Source organism: Streptacidiphilus sp. EB129, assembly GCF_041262645.1.
Lineage (GTDB): Bacteria > Actinomycetota > Actinomycetes > Streptomycetales > Streptomycetaceae > Streptacidiphilus.
This window is the reverse complement of the sequence record NZ_JBGCCS010000006.1, coordinates 26,345-40,610: the sequence shown is the minus strand read 5'-3', so window position 1 is coordinate 40,610 and position 14,266 is coordinate 26,345. Positions and strand designations below refer to the sequence as shown.

The window sequence follows — 14,266 nt, the reverse complement described above, 5'->3', positions numbered from 1 at the left end:
CCCGCTCCTGGCCGCCCCGGGTCCCCGCAGAACCAGGACCCGGCGCACGCTTCACGCGCCCGCCCCCGACCAGCCCCCGTACGCCGCAGTCCCCGTCGAGGCGGGCTGTCTATCCGCGACCCGATTCTGACGCGGCGTCACCCGGGGTCGTCTCGGGCTTGGTGTGCAGGATGTCGCGGACCTGTTCCGCGGCGCGGAGCATGCTCTCGCTGATGAAGTCGCTGAAGCGGGCGATGTTCTCCAGGCGGGTGGCGGCCGGGCTGTCGCGGCCCAGGACGCTGACGCCCTGCCGTGCGGTCTCGGCGACCTGGGCGATGCCTCGGGCGCCGGCGATCGTCGACTGGTACCAGACGTCCTCGTCGACGAAGTAGCGCTCGCGGCGGCGCTCGTCGCGCTCCCGGCGGACGAGGCCCTGGCCTTCGAGGAACGTGATCGCCTTGGAGACGGAGGCGGGGCTGACCTGGAGGTGCCGGACGAGTTCGGACGCCGTGACGCTGCCCGCGTCGGCGATGAAGAGGCAGGTCAGCACCCGGGCCGACATCTTGGGCAGGCCCTGTTGCATCATCAGGGTGGTGAACGCCTCCTCGTACTCGCGCACGGCCTCGTCGTCGCGCCCGTGACCCTGAGCCGGCGCCCCTGACCCTCGGGGCGCGGTGGGCTTGCGCCGGTGGGCGCGGCGTTCGGTGGCGCGGTGGGCCAGGTCGGCGCGGTAGGAGGTGGGGCCGCCGTTGCGCATCACCTCGCGCGTGATGGTCGAGGTGGGGCGGTCGAGGCGTCGGGCGATCTCGGCGTAGGGGAGGCTGTCGGCCACTCCCAGCGCGATCTGCTGGCGTTCCTGCTGGGTGAGCCTGCCTCCCGGCATCGCGATCTCCTTGGTGATCCTTCGTAGCGGTCCCTGGCCTTCACTATAGCGTTCACTTCTCATCCATTGCAATGATCAGGACGACCGTCGTTGCATTGCTTCTCAATCCATTGCAACAGTTTCACCACTTTCACCTGTATGGATACTGATTCTGCGCAACAGGTACGTTGCCTGAGACTGGAAAGCAACGTAGCGTTTCTGGTGTCGGAAACAACGAGCGAGCACGAGGGAAGCATCATGCAGAAGTTCGCCACCACCGCCCCGATCTCCGCCGTCCTGGAGATCCCCGCCGGACGCGTCCAGTTCATCGCCGCGGACCGCGCCGACACCACCGTCGAGGTCCGCCCCGCAACCGCCGACAAGAGCCGCGACATCAAGGCCGCCGAGCAGACCACCGTCACCTACGCCGACGGCGTCCTGCGGATCGCGGCCTCGACGCCCAACAACCAGCTCTTCGGCCCCTCCGGATCCCTGGAGGTCACCGTCCAGTTGCCCGCCGGCTCCCGCGTCGAGGCCAGGACCGCCAGCTGCGAACTACGCGGCGTCGGACGCCTCGGCGACGTGGCCTTCGAAGGCGCGTACCGGCAGATCAAGATCGACGAGGCCGCGAGCGTGCGCCTCACCGCGGTCGACGGCGACGTCGAGATCGGCCGGCTGGGCGGCTCCGCGGAGATCAGCACCGCAAGGGGCGACATCCGGATCGGCGAGGCCACCTCCGGCACGGTCGTGCTGCGCACCCAGATGGGCAACGTGACCGTCGGCGCCGCCCACGGCGTCTCGGCCGCCCTGGACGCCGGCACCGGCCACGGCCGGGTCAGCAACGCCCTCAGGAACGACGGCACGACTGAACTCGACATCCGCGTCACCACGGGCCAGGGCGACATCACCGCCCGCAGCCTGTAGGGAATCAGGTCCAGGGGCTTGCGATCCACAGACAGGGCCCGGTGCTGGACGGCATCTCCGTCCCGGTGCGGTACGTGGTTGCCTCGGGGGCGTCCTTCGGAAGCCGCGGTGACGAGCAGGAACAGATCCGCACCGGCCTCGACGCGGTGACCGCCCGCAACCCGAACATCACCATCCACGCGAAGGTCGCCGGCAACCACGGTGCGATCCTGAAAAAGGAGTACCCGGCCATCGCCAAGGCCGTACGCGAGGTGGCCACCCTCGACGGCGGTCTGAGCCGAAGACCTGACCAGCGGCCTGCCCTCGCCTACCGGGCTGACAACCGCCCCGTCGCGTGTTCGGTCACGTGTCGTCGTCGCCGTCCTCGGCTACCGATTCGTCGTCCGAGTCACCGCCGTCGGGGATCTGACTGCCGACAGCCTCGGACGTTTCCAGGTGGCCGATCGGGTAGACCAGCTTTGCGCTGCCCTTGAGCTCGAATTCCTTGCCACCAGTCACCGCGTACTGGATCCGGCTCGTTTCGGGGTCACCGGCCTGGAAGGTGGTCAGAGCTCCGTTGCTGATTCGGGTCACGGTGATACACGTGTACATATCGCTGCTGAAGAACAGTTGGCGGAGCCGCGGAGGCTTGCGCTGCCAGGCCGTCTGCGCCTCTCGGACGTCGTCCGCCAACCGGCCGAAGTCTGTCCCGGGCAGGAACAGCAGCGTACACAGTGGCTTGTTGCGCGCCTGCGCGATCTCCTCCGCGCGCTCCGGCGAGGGCTCCTCCCGAACGACGTGGTTGTCGAGGAAGTCGTCGGTGAAGAATTCGTCGTTCGACAGCGCCGTGAGCAGTTCTGCGAACACCTTGTCCTTGACCTTCGCGCGTGCCTTACGCCCGAGCTCATCCTTGTATGCCCCGAATTGCATGGACATGGGGATCACACCCCTCCTGGTGTCGCCGTGGTCGCCATGCTGCTGAATTCGGCGACGAGTTCGGCCTGGATCTCGGCCAGCTGCTCCGGAGTGAGCTCCTCGGCACCCTCGATCTCGGCGACCGCGGCGGCGACTTCCGCCGCCACCGCACTCTCGATGGCCTTACTCGTCACCGACTGCGCTTCGGCCGCCTGCTCCCACCCCAGCGGGTCCTGTGCGTCGCGCGCGAGGACCTGCTCCTGGCTGAGCCAGCCATCGCCGCAGCCGCTGGATCTGTCGCCCGGGGTGACCGCGTCGGCGAACTCGTATGTACCGCCGGGGCCGATGCGGTAGAACATGCTCCAGTTCTCGTCCCACCCGGGCTCCGTGGTCTCGGAGTTCTCGCCACCCGGAGCCTCGTCGCCCGCCACGAGCCCGTCGGCCCACGCCTGGTCCCTCCAGGTCCCGGTGGCCTCGTCGTGCCACTCGTAGACCTGATCCCTGTTGTCGTACCGGTAGTCGAGGCCGTAGTTCTCGTCCCTGACCGGCTCGGCGTAACGACGCTGATCGTAGGTCAGCCACTCCACGCTGTCGGAACCGTCCGCGTAGAAGTACTCCTGGGTGGCCTCGTCACAGCGGTAGAACTCGGTGCCCGGGGTCCCGTCCCAGTTCGGGTTCTGCAACCCGGCCTCGTCGTACCCGCCGTAACCCACCGCGCCGGGATCGGCCTGCGCGCCCTGATCCTCCCAGGCGGTCACCACCGGCAGGAACCAGTCGATGAACACCCCGGGGTCCGCGTCCGGACCGGTCAGCTCGATGAACTGGAACTCGCGCCCGCCATCGTTCGCGAACCACGCGCGCAGGTCGTCCCGGTAGCCGTCGACCTGGCCGGCGTTGTCCGCCCAGCCCTGTTCGCCGTCGAAGACGAGCACGGCCAGCTTCTCCACCAGCGTCCCGGCAGCCGCGTGCGCGGACCTTGCGGGGCTGCCGTCCGCGAGCCACTCCATCAGCTTCTCGACGTTCTCGTTCTCCACAGCCATACACAAGCCCCTCAGCCAGATGCGTTGCTTACGCGCTCGCCACGGTAGAGATCCGCCGCAGCGCGGGCGTGCCTGAAGTGGCGGAACTTCGCGCAGACCCGGCTGCGCTGACCTACAGGGCGGAGCGGCGGCCGGGTGGGGCCGGGCGGCGGACGCTAGCCTGAGCCACGCGGGTGAAGAAAAATCTTGGTCTGCGTCCGTCCGCCGTGTCGATCCGCGGCTTCCCCGTTCGACCTGGGGTGGAGAGGGCCGAGAGGCGACCCCTGTATCACGCTGAATCAAGGAGACCGACGATGGCGAAGTACATGCTGATCATGCGAGGCACGGAGGAGTCCGTCGCGAAGATGATGGAGACGCCCTTCGAGCAGATGCTGGAGACGGTGGGTCGCTTCAACGAGGAGCTGATCCGGGCGGGCGTGCTCGTCGCCGCCGAGGGCCTGGACGACCCGTCCCAGGGTGTCGTGGTCGACTTCAGCGGGGAGACGCCGGTGGTCACCGACGGTCCCTACGGCGAGACGAAGGAGCTCTTCGGCGGCTTCTACCTCCTCGACGTGGCGTCCAAGGAGGAGGCGGTCGAGTGGGCCAGGCGCATGCCGGCCGTCGCCGGCTCGAAGTGCGAGGTCCGTCGCGTGCCGGTCATCGACGAGTTCCCGCAGGACAACGAGTGGATCATCAAGGAGCGGGCGTGGCGCGAGCGGACGGGCCAGCTCTGACACCCGCCGACACCGCAGGCCCGCCGAGCACCGAGTCGGCTCGGCGGGCCGTCGAGGCCGTCTGGCGGATCGAGTCCGCCCGGATCGTCGGTGCCCTGACCCGCTACACCGGGAACTTCGAGCTCGCCGAGGACGTCGCCCAGGAGGCGCTGGCCGAGGCACTCGTCACCTGGTCGCACGACGGTGCGCCGGCGAACCCGGTGGGCTGGCTGCTCGCGACCGCACGGCGGCGTGCCATCGACAGCTACCGCCGCCGGTCGGCACTGGACGAGCGCTACGCCATGCTCGCGGGCCCGCTCGCCGACGGTGAGGCCAGCTCGGGCGCGGTGACCCCGCCGAACCGGTCGGACGACCTGCCGTGGGATCCCGACCGGGTCGACGACGACGTCCTCGCGCTGATGTTCGTGGCCTGCCATCCGGTGCTCTCGCCCGAGGCCCGGGTGGCCCTGACGCTGCGCGCGGTGGGCGGCCTGTCCAGCGAGGAGATCGCCCGGGCGTTCCTCGTGCCGGTGCCCACCGTCCAGGCGCGGATCACCCGCGCGAAGAAGACGATCGCGGCGGCCGGAGTGCCGTTCGAGCTGCCGCCGCCCGAGGAACGCCGCGAACGGCTCAGCGGGGTCCTGAGCGTCCTGTACGTGATCTTCAGTGAAGGCTCGACGGCGACGGCCGGTGACCGCCTGCTGCGCCCCGATCTCGCGTACGAGGCGATCCGGCTGGTCCGGATGCTGGCCGCACTGCTGCCCGACGAGCCGGAGGTGTACGGGCTGCTCGCGCTGTTCGAGCTCACCGCCGCGCGCTTTCCCGCACGTACCGGACCCGATGGCGAGGCGGTGCTGCTGGAGGACCAGGACCGGCGCCTCTGGGACCGGTCGGCGATCCGTCGCGGTCTGGCCGCGATCGCCCGGGCCGCGGCGGTGGGACGCGGCCTGGGACCGTACGGTCTGCAGGCGGCGATCGCCGCCGCCCATGCGTCGGCGCCGTCGGTGTCGGAGACCGACTGGGAGCGCGTCGTGCTCCTCTACGAGGCGCTCGGCCGGGTGGCCCCGTCACCCGTCGTCGAGCTCAACCGGGCCGTCGCCGTCGCGATGGCGCACGGCCCGCAGCAGGCGCTGGCCATGGTCGACGAGCTGGCCGCCTCCGGCCGGCTGTCGGGGTCGTACCTGCTGCCGAGCGTGCGCGGCGAGCTGCTGTCCCGGCTCGGCCGGACCGCCGAGGCACGGGCCGAACTGGAGTTCGCCGCGCGGCTGTGCGGCAACGCCCGCGAGCGGTCCGTGCTGCTGCGCAAGGCCGCCGCGCTGACCTGACGCCGGTCCGGCTCCCCCACCCGGGACCGCCGCCCGGCGCCCGGGAAGCCGAACGGCGACCGGACCGGGGACGGCCCGCGGTCAGTGCAGCCCGGCGCGCGCGGAGGTGTCGTCGAGGAATCCGCCCGACTGGTGCCGCCACAGCGTCGCGTACGCGCCGTCCGAGGCGAGCAGATCCTGGTGCGTCCCCTGCTCGACGATCCGTCCCCGGTCCAGGACGACGAGGCGGTCCATGGTGGCGACCGTGCTCAGCCGGTGCGCCACCACCAGCGCGGTCCGCCCCTCCATGAGCCGCCACAGCGCCTCCTGGACGAGGATCTCGCTCTCCGAGTCCAGGGCGCTGGTCGCCTCGTCGAGCAGCAGGATCGGCGCGTCGCGCAGGATCGCCCGGGCCAGGGCGACCCGCTGGCGCTGTCCGCCGGACAGTTTGATGCCGCGCTCGCCCACCATGGTGTCGAAGCCGTCCGGCAGCGCGTCGGCGAACTCCGTGACGTGCGCCGCCTCGGCCGCGACACGGATCTCGGCGTCGGTGGCGTCCGGCCGGGCGAAGCCGATGTTGTCCCGCAGAGTGCGGTGGAACATCGCCGGATCCTGCGGGACGTAGGCGATCAGGCTGCGCAGATCGGTCTGACGCAGCCTGCTGATGTCCTGACCTCCGATCAGGATCCGGCCGGCGTCGATGTCGGTCATCCGCAGCAGCAGGCGGGTGAGCGTGGTCTTGCCCCCGCCCGAGCGCCCGACCAGACCGATCTTCGACCCGTTGGGCACTGCCAGGTCCAGGCTCTCGAAGAGCGGCTGCCCGCCCGCGTGGGCGAACGTCACCCGCTCGAACCGGACGTCGCCCGCCCTGGACCGCAGCGGCTCCGGCGAGACCGGGTCGACCACGGTCGGCGGCGTCAGCAGCAGCTCGGTGAACTGCGCGGCCTCCGTCATCGAGCTCTCCAGGCGGCGGTAGATCTGGTTGAACTCGAACATGATCCGCGTCGCGTTGGAGTAGTAGGTGAAGGCGACCACGACCGCCTCCACGCCGTGCCCGCCCCCGCCGAGCGCGAGCGCGAGCAGCAGGCCCAGCGCGTTGGTGAGCACGGACATCGGCGCGACCAGGGTGTCGATGCGCAGGTTGCCGTAGTCCCACGAGCGCAGCGAGAGCCGCCGCGACTCCGCCACCCGGGACCGGTGCTCGGCGGCCTCACGTTCCTCGGCGGCGAACGCCTGGACCGTGTCCATGTTCATCAGGCTGTCGGCGACGTGGCCCGACACCCGGGCGATGGCCTCCTCGCGCAGGTCCACGAGCGCCTGGCGGCGACGGACGAGCGGAGTCACGCCCAGCGCCGTCACCGCGATCATCGCCAGGAGCCCGACGACGAGCAGCGGTTCGTACTGCCACAGCACCACCGACGCGAACACCAGCGGCACCAGGCTGCCCACGACCGAGAAGGTCAGCGTGTCGACGAACTCCTCGAAGCGGGAGGCGAAGCTGAGGACGCGCTTGGTCAGCGACCCGGCGAAGTTGTCGTGGAAGAACGCGGTGTCCTTGGCGAACAGCTCGTCCATGCCGATCACGTACAGATGCTCGATGCCGAGCGCGTCGAGGCGGTTCACGCAGTGCATGCCGAGGCGCCACAGCGCCTCCCCGAGCAGCAGGACACCGGCGAAGACCAGGACGTAGGGCAGTGCCGCCCCGAGGGTGATTCCGGAGTCGGTGGCGATGCGGCCGACGAGCTTGGCGACGATCAGCGGTGCGATGTAGTTGATGCCGATGTTGCCGAAGGCAGGCAGCAGCATCGCGGGCAGTGTCAGCCTCCGGAGCCGGGTCAACTCCCGTCCGTAGTACCGAAGTGCGAGCAGCACCGAGCCCCTGCCCGGCGACGTCCCGCGCGATTCTGGCGATCCCATCCCCACCCCGTGTCGTCCTGCGGCAGTCCGCCGCGTGCCTCTCCGTGGCGAAGCCCGTTGCTTCGACTTCCGAAGCGCGGGCCTGACGGCGCGGCCCCCGCGCAGCTCACAGCAGCGCACTCGTGCGAGTACCGTACGAGTACGGGGAGGCCGGAAACCGCAGTGTCCCGCGACGGCACCGGCCGAGTCCAAGCGTTTTCGCGGCCGTGGGGCCCCGCGGGCACGCGGCGCCGGAAAACGGCTCGACTGCTCTGCGGAGTCCTGGCACAGTGGCGCAGCATGACCGACTTCGAGCTCCTGACGGCTGCGGACGTGCAACTGATGCAGGGTCTGGCGCAGCGCGTCACCGCCACCCGCCCGGAGCTGATCAGCGCCGACGCCTCGTACGGGGAGCTGGCCTGGGTCTGGGGCCAGGGCTGCGCGCTCCACCGCTCAACCTGGCCGCGTCGACTGTGGTTCTCCGGTGCCGAGTTGGTGGCGTGGGGCTGGGCGTTCCTTCCGCGCCGGGTGAGGCGCAATGACGGGTCGTTCACGGATGTCACCGGCGCCTCACTGAGCTATCAGGTCCATCCCGACCACGCCGCACTGGTCGACGAAGTGATCGAGTGGTACGACGGCGTGGCGGCCGGCCTGGAGCGCACGGTGATGCCCACGGACGCCGAGGAGTTCGCCCTGAGGCGATGGGCGGCGCACGGCTATGAGACCGACGTCGAGGCGCTCGGCGACACCGGCGACTGGACCCAGCTCAACCAGCGGGACCTCACCGATGTGGAGCAGCCGGTGCTGCCGGCCGGATTCCGGTTCCGCACCGCCGACGAGGCCGGACCGGAGGCCGCGGTCCGGGCCCATGTGGACGCCTGGACCAACTCGTCGTACACGGCCCAGAGCTACCAGGACGTCCGGCAGACGGCGGCCTACCGCGGCGACCTGCACGTCCTGGTGGAGGCGCCGGGCGGAACCATGGCGTCCTCGACGATCATGTGGTTCGACGAGGCGAACAGGACCGTCGAGTTCGAGCCGGTCGGAACGCATCCGGACTACCGGCGGCTCGGGCTGGCAAGGGCGATGATGCTGCACGGGATGCGTCTGGCGCGGGCGGCCGGGGCCACGCAGGCGACGGTCGTCTGCCTGGGTGCGCCGGGGCATCCCGCGGCGCGCGGGCTGTACCACGGCCTCGGGTTCCGGGAGCTCTCGCGGGACGCGCCGCTCGTCAGGGCCAGGACCGCGGGCTGAACACCGGTCGTTCGGGTCACCGCCGCCGGTAGTAGTCGTCGACGGGGACTCGGGCCACGTCGAACAGGGCCGGACCGTCCTGGGTGATCGTCGGCCAGGCGCCCGACTCCGGGTTGAGTTCCACGAGTTGGTCGGTGGAGAGCGCGTAGACGACCCGGCCGAGTCCGGAGCGGATGATGCCGCCGGCGCACATGGTGCACGGCTGGCAGCTGGTGTACATCGTGGTGTGTGCGGCAGTGTGGGGGTCGAGTTCGCGGGCCGCCCAGCGGGCGAGTTTCAGTTCCGGGTGGGCGCTGATGTCGTTGTCGCGTCGCACCGTGTTGTGGGCTTCGGCGAGAACCGCGCCGTCCGGGCCGGCCAGCAGGGAGCCGTAGGGCGCGTCGCCCAGGGTGACCGCGTGGGCCGCGATGTCGATCGCGCGACGCAGCAGCTTCTCGTCGGCAGTGGTGATCACGATGCTGTCCTCCAGTGGGTGGCCACGGTGGTGAGCGCCTGCCAGGCCGCGTGGGGCCGGCGGGTTTCCTCGGGGTCTCCGTGGTACGGGTCGAGCACGACGGTGCCGGCGCCGAGCAGTTGAAGCTCTCGCAGATCGTCGAGGATCTGCTCGATGGTGCCGACACCGGCGAGCCGTTCGGGGTCGTCGACCGTCGTGGTGGTCAGTCGCAGGGCGATGCGGGGCGCGAAGCCCGGCAGCGAGTGGTTCGTGACGACCGAGCGCAGCCGGGGAAGGGTGAGGCGCAGCGGGTGCCAGGCGTCGCCGAACCTGGCGGCACGGCGAATCCCCGCCTCGCTGTTTCCGCCGACCCAGATGGGTATCGGGGTGGTGGTGCCCCCGGTCTGTGCGGGCCAGAGGTCGCGCAGCGCGGTCAGGTGCTCGTCGGTGAGCCTGCCGCGGGCGGTGAACGGGACGCCGAGCGCGTCGAACTCCTGGCGTGCCCAGCCGACGCCCACCCCGAGCACCAGCCTCCCGCCGCTGAGCTGGTGGAGATTGGTGGCCATGCGCGCCACCAGCAAGGGATGCCGGTAGGGCAGCAGCAGCACGGTCGTCCCCAGTCGCAGCCTGGTGGTGACGCCGGCCAGCCAGGACAGCGTGGTGAACGGCTCGTAGAACGGCTCCGGGTACCGCTCGGCCACGTCCGGGGTGATCGCCAGGTGATCCGACACCATGAGGAGATCGAAGCCCAGCCCCTCCACGATCCGGGCCCATTCGCGCAGCACGCCGGGATCGGTGCCGGGTCCAAAGTTCGGTACGTTGACGCCAAGTTGCATGGGTGGAGGCTATCCCGGCGATCATGGCGCGGGGAACCCGGTTCTCCCGCCCTGAGCGGTGTTCCGCCGTCACTTCCCCGGTATATTCGCGACATGGCCGTGAATCTTGACGAGGTCGACTGGGCGATCATCGACCAGCTGCAACAGGAAGCCCGTATCTCCCTCAGCGAGCTGGGGCGGCGGGTGAAACTCAGCTCGTCGGCCACCACCGAACGGGTGCGGAATCTGGAGGCGCTGGGCGTCATCACCGGCTACCACGCGCGGGTCGATCTGGCCAGGCTCGGCTTCGCCGTCCTCGCCGTCGTCCGTCTGAAGTACCCGGGCAACCACCACCAGCCGTTGCACCGGCTGCTCGCCGAGCGACGGGAGATCCTGGAGTGCCTGCGCACCACCGGCGACGACTGCTACACCCTGAAGGTGGCGGCGACCTCCATGGAACACCTGGAGACGCTCATGGACGAGTTGGCCGGCTTCGGCAGCACGACCACCAGTGTCGTCTACAGCCAGACACTTCCCTATCGCGGACCCGCCCGGCCATGACCAACCCGCCCCGGGCGCAGGCGTATGCCCGGACGGGCAGGGGTGCCTGTCGCCGTATCAGCTATCGCCCGCTGGCGCGCCCTGCGGATCCTGGTCGGACGTCCAGCGCCGCGAAGCCCCGGCGGACCAGGTCGCCCAGGTCGGTGGCGGCGCGTCCGGGCTCCGGGAGCGCGGTGTAGGTGAGCCGGGTGGCCCGCAGCACGCCGACGCCGGCCCGGGCCAGGACCGAGGCGCGGAGCGCCACGTCGGTACCGGGGGCGGCGGCACTGGTCATGATCTCGGTGTTCGCCTCCTTCCTGGCGACCGACAACCAGATCCTCAAGCTGATCGCCTTCGCCCTCGCGCTGGGCGTGCTGCTGGACGCCTTCGTGGTGCGGATGACCTTCGTCCCGGCCGTCCTGGCGCTCACCCACCGAGCGGCCTGGTGGCTGCCGTCCTGGCTGGCCCGGCTCCTGCCCGACCTCGACATCGAGGGAGAGCGCCTCGCCCGCGCCCGCGAAGCGACGGAGGAACCAGGCCCGTCCCGCGATCCTGTGGCTCTTGGCATCCTCGCCAACGTGGCGGCACTGAAGCGGCACCACGAGGCCTGAGGCCCTCCGGGGAGCAGGTCAGGTCACGGTGACCGACCTCTTCGTCGTGCGCGGCCTGCTCCCCGTCATCCCCGTCACTTGCCGTAGTCGAAGAAGCCCATGCCACGGGACTCACCGAGGTGATCCGCGTGGACTCCAATGGTTGTGGAGCTGGTTTTGCCGTTCCAGGTGCTGACAAAGGTGGTCAGCGCGTCGAGGACACTGTTGATGGCGACGGTGTAGCCGGCTTCGTACGCGTCTTGGACGATACCGGCGACAGAACCCCTGATGGTGTTCCCGAAGTCTCCGCCGCCGCTCCCGGGAAGCCGGTTTCGGACGTACGTGGTCGCCGCGTTCAGGGCCGCGGTACGGGCGGCTGCGCCGGCGGGCAGGGGTGCGACGTATCCGCCCGCGTTGACCCCCTCGTCGTACAGCCGATTGCGCGCGTACGTGAAGTTGTGGTCTTCTCCGTCGTCCGCGTACAGGTACGGCAGCGCCGGCGTCGGCACCACTACCACCGGCGGCACGACCGGCGCGGTGATGACCACCGGCGCGGCGAGCGGGGCGAGATGGCTGATGAGCTGGCCCAGCGTGCTGACGATCTGTGACCTCCGGGCGTCGGAGACGCGCGTCAGATCGTCCCCAATGTCGATCATGATCGCACTGACCTCCTGGTGCGCCTGGCCGGCGGTGATCCTGCCCTGATCGAAGCGGAGACGCACGTCCTGGAGGCGGTCGTGGGCCCTTCCCAGCCGCCTGGAAGCGGTCAATCCCATGGAACCTGTCCTTCCTTACGCGTGGACTGCTGAGAGCGCTAGCGGGGGTTGCCCTTGGCGAGCAGGTCGATGAAGGACTGGATCTCGGCGAGCAGCAGGTCTGCGTCACCCTCGTCCTGCAGCCGCCCGAGATAGGCCTGGACGACCGCGTCCACGACCCGGTCCTCTTGCTTAGGTCCCCAGCCCGCGGCAGCCTTGTGGACTTCGGCCCACACCTCGCTCCAGAGCTCGGTGCGCTCCTGCTCGGTCACCTCGGGCGGCACCTCGCCGTTCTCGTCCGGCTCGGTGAGCTCGCCCATCACACGGGCGAGGACCGCCTGGGACGCGGCCTGCGGATCGAACGGGACATGCCTCCCTTCGGCAGCCTCCCCGGGCGGATCCTCGGTCACGGGGAAGGCAGCCGCGTAGTCCACCCAGCCCTCGGTCCCGGTGGTCGGGGCAGCGTCGGCCCGAACGTACCGCCACTCCTGATCGTCCAGGTCATAGCCCTGCCACCACCCGGGGTAGCCGGACACCGGATCGATGTCGATGTACCGCGGCCGGTCCTCGCTGTCGGGGGCCGCGGACTGCTGCTGCCCGGCGGCCATCTCCCATCCGCTCAGCAACCGCTCCAGGAAGCCGGCCAGTTGGTCGAGGTCCTGGCCCTCGGCGTACTCGCGACAGTAACCCCAGAACTCCGCGTACTGCTGCGCGTCGAGCCAGCCTCCGCCGTCCTGCTCCATGCCGAACGCGTCGCCGAAGCTCCGGTCGGCCTGCGAGGTCAGCCAGTCGTAGCCGGAGCTGTCGGGGAAGAACGCGCCGAGCCGGTCGATGAGGTCACTTCGGCCGTTCACGTCCTTGAGATGCTGCAACGCCTCTTGAGCCCGTCCCAACGATTCATCGCCCTCAGGCATCGGACCGGTCCTCCTCCTGTGTCGCACCCGGCCGGGTTTCGTCCTCAACCTAGCCGCGGACGCAGACAGCCCGGTGCGCGGGCAACACACCCACGAGGGAAGAGATCACTGCTCGAAGAAGCAACACAGAGCGCTCCGCGCCGCGGTGGCCTCCCGGCATGATCCACCGGTTAAAGAGCATCCAAAGATGGTGTGGCCTTCCGTGCTGTGGGGCACGATGGGCGGATGATCAGGATCGAGACTCCCCGACTGGTGTTGCGTCGCTGGTGTGATGCGGATGTTGTGCCTTTTGCGGCGATCAATGCGGATCCTGAGGTGATGCGGTGGATCAGGGACGGGTCGGTTCAGGACGAGGAGCAGACACGCGCCGGCATCGAGGCGTGGGAACGCCGGTGGGAGGCGGAGGGGTTCGGTCTGTTCGCAGTCGAGATTCGGGAGACCGGCGAGCTGGCGGGGTTCACCGGGTTGGCGGTGCCGAATTTCCTGCCCGAGGTGTTGCCGGCCGTCGAGGTCGGCTGGCGGCTGGGGCAACCGTTCTGGGGAAGGGGACTGGCCACTGAGGCGGCCCGCGCCGCCGTGCGGTACGCGTTCCATGAGCGCGGGCTGGACCGGATCGTGAGCATCGTCCAGGTCGGCAACAGCGCCTCCGAGCGCATCACGGTCAAGCTGGGGATGCGCCTGGACCGCGAGCTGGTGGCTTCCAACTCCGGGCGTCCGACCCGGGTCTATGCGCTCACCAGGGCGGAGTACGCCGCGCAGGAGTGAGCCCGAACGCGGCGGGGCGGCCTCCACCGCACGGCAACGCGGGCCGGCCCGGCCATCCCCCGCGGGTGCTGCCGGGCCGGTCGCTCAGCTGCCGGTGGTGCCGTCGGCCAGCTCCCGAAGGATGTCGAGGTGGCCGTTGTGACGGGCGGTCTCCTCGATCAGGTGGTGCAGGATCCAGCGGAGGGTGAACGGCGGACCGTCCTTCCGCTCCTTCTGGGCCGGTGTGTCGAGATCGAGGCCGGCGATCAGCCGCCTGTGCTCGGCGGCCTGGGCGTCGTACTCGTCCAGCAGGACGGCGACGGGGACGTCGAGCGCGAAGTGGTACTCCCGGTCGGGGTCCTCCTCCGTCCACGGCGCCTCGTCCGGGCGGCCGAGCAGCACGGTTTCGATCCAGTAGTTGTCGACCCACCGGAGATGGCTCACCAGCCCGGAGATGGTCATCAGCGGGGAGCCGGGCAGCGGTGCGCTGCGGGCGTTCTCCTCGGAGAGCCCCTCGCACTTGGCCCGTGCCGTCGCGCGGGTGTAGTCGAGGAAGGTGAGGAGCATGGTTCGCTCGTCCCAGGCAGCGGGGACGTCGCTTCGCTGTGTCGTCATAGAACGCTGATGCTG

At 70.1% G+C, this 14,266-nt stretch carries 17 protein-coding genes; 7 read left to right on the top strand and 10 right to left on the bottom strand.

The features are described 5' to 3' along the window. Positions 1 to 109: 109 nt before the first annotated feature. Complete coding sequence (locus ABH925_RS09645) at positions 110 to 862, bottom strand: helix-turn-helix domain-containing protein (protein WP_370146876.1); 753 nt, start codon at positions 860 to 862, stop codon at positions 110 to 112. A 237-nt stretch (positions 863 to 1,099) separates the two neighbouring features. Between ABH925_RS09645 and ABH925_RS09640 the strand changes: the two genes are divergently transcribed. Beyond that, complete coding sequence (locus ABH925_RS09640; protein WP_370146875.1) at positions 1,100 to 1,765, top strand: DUF4097 family beta strand repeat-containing protein; 666 nt, start codon at positions 1,100 to 1,102, stop codon at positions 1,763 to 1,765. A gap of 342 nt (positions 1,766 to 2,107) precedes the next feature. On the opposite strand, the gene ABH925_RS09635 is transcribed toward ABH925_RS09640, so the two are convergent. Continuing rightward, positions 2,108 to 2,680 carry a hypothetical protein gene (locus ABH925_RS09635; protein WP_370146873.1) on the bottom strand — a complete coding sequence of 191 codons (573 nt, stop codon included), beginning with the start codon at positions 2,678 to 2,680 and terminating at the stop codon, positions 2,108 to 2,110. A 5-nt stretch (positions 2,681 to 2,685) separates the two neighbouring features. Next, complete coding sequence (locus ABH925_RS09630) at positions 2,686 to 3,699, bottom strand: hypothetical protein (RefSeq protein ID WP_370146872.1); 1,014 nt, start codon at positions 3,697 to 3,699, stop codon at positions 2,686 to 2,688. A 293-nt stretch (positions 3,700 to 3,992) separates the two neighbouring features. On the opposite strand from ABH925_RS09630, the gene ABH925_RS09625 reads away from it, so the two are divergent. Both ABH925_RS09625 and ABH925_RS09620 read left to right on the top strand, forming a co-directional pair. Next, the gene (locus ABH925_RS09625) at positions 3,993 to 4,412 is read left to right on the top strand and encodes a YciI family protein (protein WP_370146871.1); all 420 of its coding nucleotides are present in this window, start codon (positions 3,993 to 3,995) and stop codon (positions 4,410 to 4,412) included. Next, positions 4,385 to 5,716, top strand: a complete 1,332-nt coding sequence (locus tag ABH925_RS09620; RefSeq protein ID WP_370146870.1) for an RNA polymerase sigma factor — start codon at positions 4,385 to 4,387, stop codon at positions 5,714 to 5,716. The genes ABH925_RS09625 and ABH925_RS09620 overlap by 28 nt, the downstream gene beginning before the upstream one ends. Before the next feature lie 81 nt (positions 5,717 to 5,797). Here the strand turns inward: ABH925_RS09620 and ABH925_RS09615 are convergent, their stop codons facing one another. Next, the gene (locus ABH925_RS09615) at positions 5,798 to 7,612 is read right to left on the bottom strand and encodes an ABC transporter ATP-binding protein (RefSeq protein WP_370146869.1); all 1,815 of its coding nucleotides are present in this window, start codon (positions 7,610 to 7,612) and stop codon (positions 5,798 to 5,800) included. A gap of 279 nt (positions 7,613 to 7,891) precedes the next feature. On the opposite strand from ABH925_RS09615, the gene ABH925_RS09610 reads away from it, so the two are divergent. After that, positions 7,892 to 8,845: a GNAT family N-acetyltransferase gene (locus ABH925_RS09610; RefSeq protein WP_370146868.1), complete on the top strand. Its 954-nt coding sequence runs from the start codon at positions 7,892 to 7,894 to the stop codon at positions 8,843 to 8,845. A 16-nt stretch (positions 8,846 to 8,861) separates the two neighbouring features. Here ABH925_RS09610 and ABH925_RS09605 read toward each other — a convergent pair whose 3' ends face one another. Both ABH925_RS09605 and ABH925_RS09600 read right to left on the bottom strand, forming a co-directional pair. Next, positions 8,862 to 9,299, bottom strand: coding sequence for a nucleoside deaminase (locus ABH925_RS09605; RefSeq protein WP_370146867.1), 438 nt, complete (start codon positions 9,297 to 9,299; stop codon positions 8,862 to 8,864). Then, a complete protein-coding gene (locus ABH925_RS09600) occupies positions 9,296 to 10,114 on the bottom strand; it encodes an LLM class flavin-dependent oxidoreductase (protein ID WP_370146866.1) in 819 nt (272 codons plus the stop codon). The genes ABH925_RS09605 and ABH925_RS09600 overlap by 4 nt, the downstream gene beginning before the upstream one ends. 93 nt (positions 10,115 to 10,207) lie before the next feature. Here ABH925_RS09600 and ABH925_RS09595 point away from each other — a divergent pair, with 93 nt between their 5' ends. Next, on the top strand, positions 10,208 to 10,654 hold the full coding sequence (locus ABH925_RS09595; RefSeq protein ID WP_370146865.1) for an Lrp/AsnC family transcriptional regulator: 447 nt from the start codon (positions 10,208 to 10,210) through the stop codon (positions 10,652 to 10,654). 61 nt (positions 10,655 to 10,715) lie between these two features. Here ABH925_RS09595 and ABH925_RS09590 read toward each other — a convergent pair whose 3' ends face one another. After that, positions 10,716 to 10,928 carry a hypothetical protein gene (locus ABH925_RS09590; RefSeq protein ID WP_370146863.1) on the bottom strand — a complete coding sequence of 71 codons (213 nt, stop codon included), beginning with the start codon at positions 10,926 to 10,928 and terminating at the stop codon, positions 10,716 to 10,718. Between ABH925_RS09590 and ABH925_RS09585 the strand changes: the two genes are divergently transcribed. Further along, on the top strand, positions 10,927 to 11,244 hold the full coding sequence (locus ABH925_RS09585) for an MMPL family transporter (RefSeq protein ID WP_370146862.1): 318 nt from the start codon (positions 10,927 to 10,929) through the stop codon (positions 11,242 to 11,244). The genes ABH925_RS09590 and ABH925_RS09585 overlap by 2 nt on opposite strands. A 74-nt stretch (positions 11,245 to 11,318) precedes the next feature. On the opposite strand, the gene ABH925_RS09580 is transcribed toward ABH925_RS09585, so the two are convergent. Together ABH925_RS09580 and ABH925_RS09575 are read right to left on the bottom strand one after the other, a co-directional pair. Further along, positions 11,319 to 11,879 (bottom strand): hypothetical protein, encoded by a 561-nt coding sequence (locus ABH925_RS09580; protein ID WP_370146861.1) that lies wholly within the window; start codon positions 11,877 to 11,879, stop codon positions 11,319 to 11,321. A 158-nt stretch (positions 11,880 to 12,037) separates the two neighbouring features. Next, a complete protein-coding gene (locus ABH925_RS09575) occupies positions 12,038 to 12,832 on the bottom strand; it encodes a hypothetical protein (RefSeq protein ID WP_370146860.1) in 795 nt (264 codons plus the stop codon). 285 nt (positions 12,833 to 13,117) lie between these two features. Here ABH925_RS09575 and ABH925_RS09570 point away from each other — a divergent pair, with 285 nt between their 5' ends. After that, positions 13,118 to 13,657, top strand: a complete 540-nt coding sequence (locus ABH925_RS09570) for a GNAT family N-acetyltransferase (RefSeq protein ID WP_370146859.1) — start codon at positions 13,118 to 13,120, stop codon at positions 13,655 to 13,657. A gap of 84 nt (positions 13,658 to 13,741) precedes the next feature. On the opposite strand, the gene ABH925_RS09565 is transcribed toward ABH925_RS09570, so the two are convergent. Next, positions 13,742 to 14,251 carry a DinB family protein gene (locus tag ABH925_RS09565; RefSeq protein WP_370146858.1) on the bottom strand — a complete coding sequence of 170 codons (510 nt, stop codon included), beginning with the start codon at positions 14,249 to 14,251 and terminating at the stop codon, positions 13,742 to 13,744. Positions 14,252 to 14,266 lie beyond the last annotated feature (15 nt).

What these genes read in the sequence shown, in the direction of transcription:
- ABH925_RS09645 (WP_370146876.1), bottom strand. Translation starts at nt 862, where the DNA reads ATGCCGGGAGGCAGGCTCACCCAGCAGGAACGCCAGCAGATCGCGCTG.
- ABH925_RS09640 (WP_370146875.1), top strand. Translation starts at nt 1,100, where the DNA reads ATGCAGAAGTTCGCCACCACCGCCCCGATCTCCGCCGTCCTGGAGATC.
- ABH925_RS09635 (WP_370146873.1), bottom strand. Translation starts at nt 2,680, where the DNA reads ATGTCCATGCAATTCGGGGCATACAAGGATGAGCTCGGGCGTAAGGCA.
- ABH925_RS09630 (WP_370146872.1), bottom strand. Translation starts at nt 3,699, where the DNA reads ATGGCTGTGGAGAACGAGAACGTCGAGAAGCTGATGGAGTGGCTCGCG.
- ABH925_RS09625 (WP_370146871.1), top strand. Translation starts at nt 3,993, where the DNA reads ATGGCGAAGTACATGCTGATCATGCGAGGCACGGAGGAGTCCGTCGCG.
- ABH925_RS09615 (WP_370146869.1), bottom strand. Translation starts at nt 7,612, where the DNA reads ATGGGATCGCCAGAATCGCGCGGGACGTCGCCGGGCAGGGGCTCGGTG.
- ABH925_RS09610 (WP_370146868.1), top strand. Translation starts at nt 7,892, where the DNA reads ATGACCGACTTCGAGCTCCTGACGGCTGCGGACGTGCAACTGATGCAG.
- ABH925_RS09600 (WP_370146866.1), bottom strand. Translation starts at nt 10,114, where the DNA reads ATGCAACTTGGCGTCAACGTACCGAACTTTGGACCCGGCACCGATCCC.
- ABH925_RS09595 (WP_370146865.1), top strand. Translation starts at nt 10,208, where the DNA reads ATGGCCGTGAATCTTGACGAGGTCGACTGGGCGATCATCGACCAGCTG.
- ABH925_RS09585 (WP_370146862.1), top strand. Translation starts at nt 10,927, where the DNA reads ATGATCTCGGTGTTCGCCTCCTTCCTGGCGACCGACAACCAGATCCTC.
- ABH925_RS09590 (WP_370146863.1), bottom strand. Translation starts at nt 10,928, where the DNA reads ATGACCAGTGCCGCCGCCCCCGGTACCGACGTGGCGCTCCGCGCCTCG.
- ABH925_RS09580 (WP_370146861.1), bottom strand. Translation starts at nt 11,879, where the DNA reads ATGATCGACATTGGGGACGATCTGACGCGCGTCTCCGACGCCCGGAGG.
- ABH925_RS09570 (WP_370146859.1), top strand. Translation starts at nt 13,118, where the DNA reads ATGATCAGGATCGAGACTCCCCGACTGGTGTTGCGTCGCTGGTGTGAT.
- ABH925_RS09565 (WP_370146858.1), bottom strand. Translation starts at nt 14,251, where the DNA reads ATGACGACACAGCGAAGCGACGTCCCCGCTGCCTGGGACGAGCGAACC.